This is a genomic window from uncultured Thiodictyon sp. (assembly GCF_903946935.1).
Lineage (GTDB): Bacteria > Pseudomonadota > Gammaproteobacteria > Chromatiales > Chromatiaceae > Thiodictyon.
This window is the reverse complement of record NZ_CAJAXH010000005.1, coordinates 1-3,194: the sequence shown is the minus strand read 5'-3', so window position 1 is coordinate 3,194 and position 3,194 is coordinate 1. Positions and strand designations below refer to the sequence as shown.

Here is a 3,194-nt window from a genome sequence, read left to right as displayed (position 1 = left end):
CTGCCGGGGGGCGGAAAGCGCCCCTGCTCCCAGTCGCGCACGGTGCCGACCGGGGTTTGCAGCAGCCGGGCAAAGGCCGGTTGGGACAGGCCCAAGGCGGTACGGGCCGCGCGCAGGGCGAGCTGCTCCCGGGTGTAGGTGCGCCCCCGCTCATCGGCGGCCATCTCCGCGAGCGATTCGCGCAGCCCGGCAATCTCCTCGCCGGCATCCGCTTCGATCGCCTGTGCGACCTGCTCCAGTGGGATCTTGCTCATGTGTCGCGCTCCGCAATGTCGGCGGGGCTCGGCGGGGCGGATGTTCGACTGCTCGGACTTACGGTAGATCGCCAGCATTTGCTTGAGGGTCGCCATTGTCTGTTAATACAATCTGCCCCGTGATTACCTGGGACGAAGACAAACGCCCGCGCAAGGCCGAAAAGCATGAAATCCGATACTTTGCCAGAGGGCTTTCCTGCGAGCCCTGAAGCATGGCAAGCGCTGATTGCCGACGCCCCCGGGGAGGATCGCCCGCCGACCCCGGCGGAAGAGGCCGCGTGGAGCAATGCGGTCGTTGTGCGCGGGGGAGGGATTCCAGCGGTCCGCGCCGCCTTGGCGGCACGCCGCCGCGGACCACAGCGGGCGCCGACCAAGGTCCCGACCACAATCCGCTTTGACGCTGATGTATTGGCCGCCTTGAAGACCACCGGCCGCGGCTGGCAGACGCGCGTTAATGACGCCATGCGGGAATGGCTCAAAGAGCATTCGCCGCCCGACACCGGTACACATCGCTAAAGGCCCGCGCGCGGTGCCGCCCCACCAGGGCGAATGTCACCGCCGTACCCATGCCGAAATTCCTGCGGCCTGTAAGTTAAGAACCTACCGCCCCAAGCGGCCCGGGGCGATGTGCGGGGCGGGCAAGGCCGAAGTCGGGGTTTATCTCCCAGTCCAACCTGAGGACCTATCCTCCGATCCGGACCTGGGGCTTTCGGCCTTGTTCAGCAGTTTTAGGGCTTGCCGGCACGACACGGCGGCCTTGACGCCCCTGCTTCTGTCGAGCATCTTCACAGATCGCGTGCAGGTCATTACCGAACCGTTCAGCGTACTCTCTGCGCGTATTTTGGATCTCTTCAACAATTGGATTCGCTTTCATCCTAGACCTTATTGCCCTGTCCGCAGCCATTAAGCGACCGTGGCGCTTGCGCCGTTGATCGCCTCGGCGAGATCGCGGTTAGAGGCACCCAAGGCGAACAGCGAGCGGATCAGGAGATCCAGCGAAATCGACGCGTCGCCCGCCTCCATCTTGGCGACGCGCGACTGACTGGACTTAATGCGCCGGGCCAACTCGACCTGGGTCAAGTGTTGCCGCTGGCGCTGCGTCCGCAGCGCATCGCTCAATCGGAGCCGCAGATCCACATAGGCCGATTCTTCCGCCGATAGTCCGAGGAAGTCGTCGGCAGTACCGACCTGCCAGCCCTGCGCTTCGAGGCGCCGTTGCCTTGCTTCATCGATCATAAGCTTCAAATCGTCGCTTGCAGGTGTCGATGACTGGACCGGGTGTCGCCGGCGTCTTCTTGCGGAAGACCTCGCCGATAATCACCGCGTCGTGGTCAAGCCGATAGATAATGCGCCAAGTCCCGTCGGCGTCGTTGATACGCAACTCATGGCAGCGCGGCCCGATCACCGGCATCGGCCGCGCGTGGGGCATCGGCAGAGTCTCGCCGCGCTGGAGTCGGCGCAGCAACAGCCCCGCCTCGATCCGGGCGGCGGCGGAGAACGGCGGGGTCTTGATCTCGCCGTGCAGCCAGACGAGCGGCCTGTCGGGGTGGTTCATACGGCTGAAGTATATGTCAGATTCGACATATCCTCAAGCGCGGGTACCGGTCGGGAGGATTAGGCATTCTCAGGGCGGCGGCCGAAGCTCCTGCTCCGCCATGGCCGCCGGACGCGCCACCCGTTCTGTCGGCGGGGGGTTGATTCAAGAGCGCTTTCCATGCTGGCGAGCGGCAGCACTGACGCCGCGTTTGGTCCGCCCAGTGGACCCGCGGTTCACGGCGGTGTGCTTTCGTCCTGGCGCTTCAGCCAGTCTTCAGTAACGGTTGCCGTCGGCGTCACCCGCAGCGGCGGCCTTGCGCTAGCGAGGTCAAACCTCGCGGCTAGTCGAGAGAGACGTCAGCCGGAGTCTTTGGGTCTATTTGTGGTCTGGCCCTGAGCTATCACCACGAAATATTTTTCTAAATCCGTCGCATGAATAAGCAACGGCGGCCCCATGTGCCTGGCAGAGCCCGAAAACCCGCGGGTCTTGGCTAACCCGCTAATTATTCGATCACGTTCGTGGGGATACCTCAGGGTCTGGCCCCGATTACCTGCGCGCGGCCATGCCGAAGGCGATGCGGTCGGGAAAGCGCTTGACCGAGAAGGTCTGCGCCCGGTGCGTGCCGAGCGTGATGCCCTTGGCGTCCACCTCCAGCGCGTGGGTGAGGTCGATGAATTGCTCGCGGATGAGTCGGTCCGGATCGCACTCGGGCACGATCCGGTCACGCCAGCCGGCCTGGGGGTCCCAGTTCAGCAGGGTCGACGCTCCGACGGCCAGTCCAGGTTCATCAACACCGACAGCCGATCGGCCTGGGCGCGATCGGCGCTGGACAGGGGCTCGCACACGAACCCGAAGCCCAGGGACAGGTCGTCCAGGATGAAGAGTTGCTGGCCGGGTTCATAGGCCAGCACCGGAAAGAGTTCGGCCGCACGCGAACCGCGAAACTGGCGATAGATCAAGGGGACTCTCCGCTGGGGGTGGCTGAGGTCGATTGAGACGGAAGATGGGCGGGGTGTCTGAGCGGGCCGCCAGGACTGACCAGCGGGAACGGTGGTCAGGTGGCGGCCCGGCCCGCGGGCCGGTGATGCGAGCGACTCCGGCTTACGAGATCAGCGGCAGCGTGGCGGACACCGTGGCGTCGATGACGTTCGGCGCCAGGAACAGGCCGGTCCCGGCCGCGACCCCGAACACAAAACCCATCACGGACCCGCGGGCGACACCCGCCACCAGCCCGACGATGATGAACACCGCCGCCACCACGCGCCCCAGGTAGCCGGTCATCCAGTCGGATAGCTTGGTGTAGAGTGGGTTGAACTCGGCACCCCCGGTGCCGGCAAAGCTGGGGTGGGACACCAGCATCAGGGTGACCACCAACGCCAGCAGGCCGAGGGCCATCAGCGTGG

Annotated in this window: 7 protein-coding genes; 1 reads left to right on the top strand and 6 read right to left on the bottom strand. The window is 65.2% G+C overall.

Annotated elements, in window-relative coordinates:
* A partial coding sequence (locus QZX93_RS00220; protein WP_295393144.1) for a helix-turn-helix domain-containing protein occupies positions 1 to 254 on the bottom strand: 254 nt, incomplete at its 3' end.
* A gap of 165 nt (positions 255 to 419) precedes the next feature.
* Here QZX93_RS00220 and QZX93_RS00215 point away from each other — a divergent pair.
* Complete coding sequence (locus QZX93_RS00215; protein WP_295393145.1) at positions 420 to 770, top strand: BrnA antitoxin family protein; 351 nt, start codon at positions 420 to 422, stop codon at positions 768 to 770.
* 387 nt (positions 771 to 1,157) lie between these two features.
* On the opposite strand, the gene QZX93_RS00210 is transcribed toward QZX93_RS00215, so the two are convergent.
* From QZX93_RS00210 to traA, 5 genes are all read right to left on the bottom strand, one after another.
* Entirely contained in the window at positions 1,158 to 1,490 is a 333-nt protein-coding gene (locus tag QZX93_RS00210) for a helix-turn-helix transcriptional regulator (protein WP_295393146.1), read from the bottom strand.
* Positions 1,480 to 1,809, bottom strand: a complete 330-nt coding sequence (locus QZX93_RS00205; RefSeq protein ID WP_295393147.1) for a type II toxin-antitoxin system RelE/ParE family toxin — start codon at positions 1,807 to 1,809, stop codon at positions 1,480 to 1,482. Before QZX93_RS00205 ends, QZX93_RS00210 begins: the two co-directional genes overlap by 11 nt.
* A 528-nt stretch (positions 1,810 to 2,337) precedes the next feature.
* Positions 2,338 to 2,634, bottom strand: coding sequence for a TraC family protein (locus QZX93_RS00200; protein ID WP_295394274.1), 297 nt, complete (start codon positions 2,632 to 2,634; stop codon positions 2,338 to 2,340).
* A complete protein-coding gene (locus tag QZX93_RS00195) occupies positions 2,541 to 2,750 on the bottom strand; it encodes a TraC family protein (RefSeq protein WP_295393149.1) in 210 nt (69 codons plus the stop codon). Before QZX93_RS00195 ends, QZX93_RS00200 begins: the two co-directional genes overlap by 94 nt.
* Before the next feature lie 142 nt (positions 2,751 to 2,892).
* On the bottom strand, positions 2,893 to 3,194 hold a 302-nt coding region (traA, locus tag QZX93_RS00190; RefSeq protein WP_295394272.1), incomplete at its 5' end, for a TraA family conjugative transfer protein.